The sequence below is a fragment of the Frankia sp. CcI49 genome (assembly GCF_001983215.1).
GTDB lineage: Bacteria > Actinomycetota > Actinomycetes > Frankiales > Frankiaceae > Parafrankia > Parafrankia irregularis.
The window spans coordinates 1-6,507 of record NZ_MOWP01000069.1 but is presented as its reverse complement, the minus strand read 5'-3'; the positions used below and the strand labels follow the sequence as shown (position 1 = coordinate 6,507).

The 6,507-nt window shown below is 72.0% G+C and carries 8 protein-coding genes; 2 read left to right on the top strand and 6 right to left on the bottom strand.

Going from position 1 to position 6,507, the window contains the following annotated elements:
* Together CcI49_RS39355 and CcI49_RS39350 are read left to right on the top strand one after the other, a co-directional pair.
* Positions 1 to 588: zinc-binding dehydrogenase (locus CcI49_RS39355; RefSeq protein ID WP_158230901.1), on the top strand; the 588-nt coding region annotated here is incomplete at its 5' end.
* A 75-nt stretch (positions 589 to 663) separates the two neighbouring features.
* A complete protein-coding gene (locus CcI49_RS39350) occupies positions 664 to 1,365 on the top strand; it encodes a hypothetical protein (protein ID WP_054565068.1) in 702 nt (233 codons plus the stop codon).
* 401 nt (positions 1,366 to 1,766) lie between these two features.
* Here the strand turns inward: CcI49_RS39350 and CcI49_RS39345 are convergent, their stop codons facing one another.
* The 6 genes from CcI49_RS39345 to CcI49_RS39320 all read right to left on the bottom strand — a co-directional run.
* Positions 1,767 to 2,009, bottom strand: a complete 243-nt coding sequence (locus CcI49_RS39345; RefSeq protein WP_116437631.1) for a hypothetical protein — start codon at positions 2,007 to 2,009, stop codon at positions 1,767 to 1,769.
* A 136-nt stretch (positions 2,010 to 2,145) separates the two neighbouring features.
* Positions 2,146 to 2,673 carry a DUF1232 domain-containing protein gene (locus tag CcI49_RS39340; RefSeq protein WP_076834835.1) on the bottom strand — a complete coding sequence of 176 codons (528 nt, stop codon included), beginning with the start codon at positions 2,671 to 2,673 and terminating at the stop codon, positions 2,146 to 2,148.
* A 157-nt stretch (positions 2,674 to 2,830) separates the two neighbouring features.
* Positions 2,831 to 4,618 carry a 3-hydroxybutyryl-CoA dehydrogenase gene (locus CcI49_RS39335; protein ID WP_054565070.1) on the bottom strand — a complete coding sequence of 596 codons (1,788 nt, stop codon included), beginning with the start codon at positions 4,616 to 4,618 and terminating at the stop codon, positions 2,831 to 2,833.
* 249 nt (positions 4,619 to 4,867) lie between these two features.
* Entirely contained in the window at positions 4,868 to 5,530 is a 663-nt protein-coding gene (nucS, locus tag CcI49_RS39330) for an endonuclease NucS (protein ID WP_006545636.1), read from the bottom strand.
* A 22-nt stretch (positions 5,531 to 5,552) separates the two neighbouring features.
* Complete coding sequence (locus CcI49_RS39325; protein ID WP_076834832.1) at positions 5,553 to 6,242, bottom strand: HD domain-containing protein; 690 nt, start codon at positions 6,240 to 6,242, stop codon at positions 5,553 to 5,555.
* Positions 6,235 to 6,507, bottom strand: a 273-nt coding sequence (locus CcI49_RS39320) for a cobalamin-dependent protein (protein ID WP_198955764.1), incomplete at its 5' end; no start/stop codon positions are given. The genes CcI49_RS39325 and CcI49_RS39320, both read right to left, overlap by 8 nt.

The window sequence follows — 6,507 nt, the reverse complement described above, 5'->3', positions numbered from 1 at the left end:
ATTCCGGTGTGTGTGGTGTCGTCGCCGGCGAAGGCGGAGATCTGTCGGTCGATGGGGGCGGAGCTGGTGATCGACCGGGCGGCGGAGGGGTATCGGTTCTGGTCGGATGAGGTGACGCAGGATCCGCGGGAGTGGAAGCGGTTGGGGGCGCGGATCCGGGAGCTGACGGGTGGGGAGGATCCGGACATCGTGTTCGAGCATCCGGGGCGGGAGACGTTCGGGGCGTCGGTGTTCGTGGCGCGTAAGGGTGGGACGGTCGTGACGTGTGCGTCGACGAGTGGGTTCATGCACGAGTACGACAACCGGTATCTGTGGATGAGTCTGAAGAGGATCGTGGGGTCGCATTTCGCGAACTATCGGGAGGCGTGGGAGGCGAACCGGTTGGTGGCGCGGGGGTTGATCCATCCGACGTTGTCGAGGGTGTATGCGTTGGAGGAGACGGGGCAGGCGGCGTTCGATGTGCATCGCAACGCGCATCAGGGGAAGGTCGGGGTGTTGTGCCTGGCGCCGGAGGAGGGGCTGGGTGTTCGTGACGAGCAGACCCGGGCTCGTCACCTGACGGCAATCAACCGCTTCCGCGGCGTGTAAGTACCTGTGTCCCGGGCCTGCCCAGGCCCAAGCTCCTGTCACCCGGCGATTGCCCGTCTGAGATGCTGAGGCCCTATGACAGAGCACAGCGATCTCATTCCGATGCCCGGTGACAGTGAAGGTGCTCCCGGGTTCGATCTGGTGCGCCGCGGTTACGATCCGCAGCAGGTGAATGCGCACGTCAACTGGTTGGTCGAGCAGCTGCGTGAGGCGGAGTCGCACCGGGCCGCCGCCGAGGCCGCCGCTTCCGAGGCGGCCACCGAGGCGGCCCGGGTGCGCGACGACCTCGCCGCGAACCGGCCGGCCTGGGAGGAGTTCGGCGGGCGGATCACCCAGATCCTCCAGCTCGCCGAGGAGGAGGCCGCGACCGTCCGCGCCGAGCGGACCCGGGACGCCGAGGCACAGCTGGAGGAGGCCCGTCGGATCGTCACCGAGGCGGAGCACACCCGCGACCGAACGGTGCGCGACGCCGAGGACCAGGCCCAGAACATCGTCGGCACAGCGTTGGCCGAGGCCGAGCGGGTCGTCGAGACCGCGCGCGCGACCGCGGCCCAGCTGGAGGGCGAGTCCGCCCGGCGCCTCGCCGAGCTCGAGAACCAGCGCGACCAGGTCACCGCCCAGCTCGGCGCGCTGCACGACCAGGTGACGGCCCAGCTCGGCGCGCTGCGGGACCGGCTCACCGCCGCGACCGCACCACTGCAGGCCTCGTCAACGCCGCGAGCGCTCACGGCCGGCGAGACCACATCCACCCAGACGGCTGCCTCGGCACACAGCTAGTGCCATCCCGGCAGGCTTCACCCCAGACGCCCCCGCCCCGGCCCCCGGCATCAGGCGTCCGGCCCCACGCACGCACCCGCACAGCCACCCGCCGCACCGCCACCGCCACCGCCCGCACCGCTGCCCGCCGGGGATCCCACGCCACCACAGCGCGTCAGCCATTCACCTCAAGAGGGACAAAAGGGCGGAGACGCGCCTGGCGAACCGCAAGAAGGAAGGATTTTGGTCGTCGGAACGACCGAAATCGTTCACTCCTGCGACTCGCCAAACCGACTACCGGGCTCAGCGGTGTCCCAGCGGACCGGAATGCGAACCCCACCGGCACGACCGACTACCGATCTTGATCGGGACCGTGCCGCGGCAGGCCTGCGGCGAGCAACATCCTCATCCCGTCGAGCCGGCTAGCCCCGCCGACCACCGCGCCGGAAACGATCCGGGCGCGCGTGCCTGCGTGCCCAGCAGGGGGTGTGCCAGTGGCGGCGATCGTCGAGCGCGCCCACCGGCCACACCACCCGATGCGGCGTGCCCAGCTCGATGAGGTGGTCGCAGCCCGGGCAGCGGTACGCCTTCGTGGTCGCAGCCCCGGTGACCGGCCGAACGACCCAGCCCTCGTCCGCCTCGTCCGCGTTGCCCGCCCCGTCCACCTCGCCCGCCCCGCCTGCGCCCGCCCCGCCTGCGCCCACCTCGCCTACACCCGCCCTGCCTGTGCCCGAACCGCGTCCCGCGGTGCCCGCACCCGAACCGCCTCCCGCGGTGTCGCCGAGGCCACCGTGGCGCATCTCAACGACCGCCGATGTCACCGTCCGGCACGGATCGGCCGACGACCTCACCGTCCACGACCTTGATCGTGCCCGCCGCGCCGCCGCGGTCCTCCGCGCCCCCGCCAGCTCCGCCGCGCCCGCTCACCCGTTGCATCGCGGCGCCGGCCAGGGTGCGGGCCACGTTCGCCCGCCGCAGCATGCCCGCCGGGCTCGCGAGCGCCGACGAGGCACCGATCAGCGCGTGGAACGCACGGTCGCTGCCGCGCCAGTGCTCCCGCAGGATGGGCTCGCCGGCCCCCACGACCAGCCGGCGGAACGCGAACGCCACCACGGCCACATCGTCGAGCTGGCCGATCACCGGGATGAAGTTCGTCAGCCGGTTCTTCGGCGACGCCAGGTAGGCCAGCGCGGCGCCCGCCTCCAGCTTCGCCGACTGCGGCACCCGTGGGTCCGCCAGCACCCGGCGCAGCATCACGACCAGGTCGGGCAGGAAAGTCGCCACCTCACGGCCGAAGTCGCGCAGCGCGTCCTTGTCCACCATGGCCACAGCCGTCCTCCTCACCGGTTCGGGCGGCCGGCACAGACGCCGCCATTCGTGCGTGCGACGCCCGCATGCCCACCCGCCGACATCGTAGACATGCCTGCCGACCGGCCCGCCCGGTGATCAATCCCGGATTTCGGTCAGTGACCTCCTCCGTACCGGCTCAGCGCGAGTGGTCGCGGAATCCCCGCCCCGTCTTTCGGCCCAGGTAGCCGGCCTTGACGAGATGCTCCAGCAGCGGGGCGGGGGCGTAGCCGGGCTCCCGGAACTCCAGGTAGAGCGTCCGCTGGATCGCGAGGGTCACATCGAGGCCGACGACGTCCGCGAGGGCGAACGGCCCCATCGGATGCCCGCACCCCACCGTCATCGCCGTGTCGATGTCCTCCACAGTGGCGTAGTGCGCCTCCAGCATCCGCACCGCGTCGTTGAGGTAGGGGAACAGCAGGGCGTTCACGATGAACCCGGCGCGGTCCGCGCACACCACCGGATGCTTGCGGGCCGCCCGGCTGACCGCGAGCACCGTCGCGGTCACGTCCGGCGCGGTCAGCACGGTCGGCACGACCTCGATCAGGCGCATCGCCGGCGCCGGGTTGAACCAGTGCATGCCGACGACGTCCCGCGGCCGCCCGGTCGCCGTGGCGCACTCGATCACCGGCAGCGAGGACGTCGTCGTGGCGAGGATCGCCCCGGGCTTCACGACCTCGTCAAGTGCGGCGAACAGGGCCCGCTTGACCCCCAGCTCCTCGACGACGGCCTCGATCACGAGGTCGCAGTCGGCGAGCGCGTCGAGCTCCGTCGTGCCGGTCACCCGGGCCAGCGCCGCGTCGCGGTCCTCGGTGGTGAGGCGGCCGCGGTGGACGCCCCGGTCGAAGGACTCGGTCAGCCGCTTGCGCACCGAGGAGACCTTGTCGTCCGAACGGGCCCGGTACACGACGTCGTAGCCGGAACGCGCGAGCACCTCGACGATGCCGGTGGCCATCGTGCCCGTGCCGACCACGCCGACCAGCCGGACCGGCCGCGCGGTCACCCCGGCGACCTCGGTCGCGCCGGCCTCGTCGACCACCTGCGGCGAGTCGGGCGCGGCGTAGGTGTAGAAGCCGCGGCCGGTCTTGCGGCCGAGCATCCCCGCCGTGACGAGCTGCTTGAGCAGCGGCGCCGGGGCGTGCAGGTGGTCGCGCGACTGGTGGTACATCGACTCGAGGATCTCGTACGCCGAGTCGAGCCCGATCAGGTCGAGCAGGGCCAGCGGACCCATCGGGTGGCCGCAGCCGTAGCGCATGGCCGCGTCGATGTCCTCCCGGGTCGCGTAGTGCGCCTCCARCATCCGCACCGCGTTGTTCAGGTAGCCGAACAGCAGCGCGTTGGCGATGAAGCCGGCCCGGTCGCCGGCGGACACCGCCGTCTTGTCGACCCGGCCGAGCAGCTCCCGCACCCCGTCGAGCACGGCAGGATCCGTGACGACCGTCCCGACCACCTCGACCAGTCCCATCACCGGAGCCGGGTTGAACCAGTGGGTGCCGAGCACCCGCGAAGGCCGGTGCGTCGCGGCGGCGAGCTCGGTGACCGACAGCGAGCTGGTGTTGCTGGCGATCACGGTGGCCGGCGGGCAGAGCTGGTCGAGCTGGCCGATCAGCTCCAGCTTGGCGTCGAGGCGCTCGTGAATGGCCTCGATCACCAGCGGGCAGTCGGCGACGGCCGCGAGATCGGTGCCGCTGTGCACCCGGGCCAGCAGTTCCTCGCGCTCCTGCGTGGTCAGCTTGCCCCGGTCAACGGCCCGCTGGGTCGAATGCTCCAGATGCCCCCGACCGCGGGCGAGGCCCTCGTCGTCCTTCTCGACGCCGACGACGTCGATGCCCGCGCGGGCCAGCACTTCCGCGATGCCGGCCCCCATGGTCCCCAGACCGACGACTCCGATCTTCGTCAGTTCACCGAGGGAAGTGTCCTGGCCCATAGCGCTCCTTCGTCCCAGGGTCCGCGCGTCCCGTCCACAGCGCGCGGCTCTGGCGGAGGCGTCGCGCGCTCGGATGACCGGATCGTCGCAGATTCACGACGCAGGAGCCTGTGATCGTGACGAAATCTGCCACATATGAAGACCCTGAAAACCCGCCGGCGCCCGTGGTAGGAACACTGCCGCCGGGTCAGGGCCCCGCGCCGGGACAGCGCCCGGCAGCGGGCCGGAACAGCGGGTCGGAACAGCGGGTCAGAACAGCGTGGGGATGGACGGCTCCAGCCCACGCAGCGCGTCGTAGTCCACGGTCGCGCAGGAGATGCCACGGTCACCCGCGAGCACCCGGGCCTGCGGCGTGATCGACTGGGCGCACAGGATCCCGCGCACCGGGTGCGGCAGGGCCGGGTCGTCGTCGAGGCGGGACAGGTACCGGGTGAGCTGCTCCACCCCGTCGATCTCGCCGCGCCGTTTGATCTCGACCGCGACGGTGGAACCGTCGACATCCCGGCAGAGCAGGTCGACCGGGCCGATGCCCGTCTCGTACTCCCGGCGGATCAGCGTCAGTCCCTCGCGGATCGCGTCCGGCCGGTCCGCGAGCAGCACCTGCAGGTGCGCCTCGACCCCGTCCTTGCGCAGCCCCGGATCGACACCCAGCTCGTGCGTGGAGTCGTGCAGGATCTCCTCGATCGAGATCACCAGCTGCTCGTCCGCCCGGTTCGTCACCCGCCAGACGCCCTCGGCCTCGACGATCGCGCACGGCGGGCTCATCCAGTTGAGCGGCTTGTAGGCGCGCCCGTCCGCGTGGATGGACACCGAGCCGTCGGCCTTCACCAGCAGCAGCCGAACCGCACTGGGCAGGTGCGCCTTGAGCCGACCGACGTAGTCCACACTGCAGCGGGCGATGACGAGGCGCATGGCGCGACCGTATCCTGCCGGGTCAGGAGCCTTCGTGCCCGGCCCCGTGGTCCTGTGGTCCCCCTGCCGCCGGCCCGTTCCCCGGCAGCCGACGGGCGGCGGCGTTGCTCCGCACCACCGCGTTGTTCCGCACGACCAGGTCGTCGAGCAGGCGCCGGCGGCCCGCGTACCGGATGGTGAGCTCCCGCGCCCGCTCGGCGGGCAGCCGGGCGAGGCGCACCGGGTCGGAGTTGTCGGCCATGTCCGCGCGCTTCACCACCACTGCGATCCGGTCGGCCGCCACCCGCGCCAGGTAGCACTCCACCGGCTCGCCGTCGCGGTGCGAGAGGGCGTCCACCGCCGCGACCACCTCGCTCGGGTATCCCGCAGTGGCGAGACCGGTCACGGTCAGGTCGGAGTCCTCCACGACGTCGTGCAGGATGGCCGCCATCCGCGCGTGCGCCACGTCGACACCGGCACCGGCGGCCGTGCGGCCGACGGTCTCCATCACCCGCAGCGGATGCCCGATGTACGCCTCCCCCGCCTTGTCCAGCTGGCCGTTGTGCGCCCAGGTCGCCAGGGCCACCGCATCCGCGATGGACGGGCCGGCCACGGAGCTCCCGGCGCCAGACGGGCCAGCGACGGACGGGCCGGCCGCGGACAGGCCGGCCGCGGACAGGCCGAGCCCGCCCGGGTGAGGCCCGGACGGGTCGGCAGCCGACGGGTCAGGCACCGGCGAGGCCGTTCGCCGTGCGCACGATGTTCACCATCCCTCGCATGATCTCGGTCAGGCCGTAGTCCTTGGGGGTGAACACCGCCGCGACACCGAGCGCGGCCAGCCTGTCCGCGTCGGCAGGCGGGATGATGCCACCCACCACCACTGGTACATCCCCGAGCCCCGCAGCCCGCAACCCGTCCAGCACCTCGGGCACCAGGTTCATATGCGAACCCGACAGCACCGACAACCCCACAAGGTGGACATCCTCCTCCACCGCGGC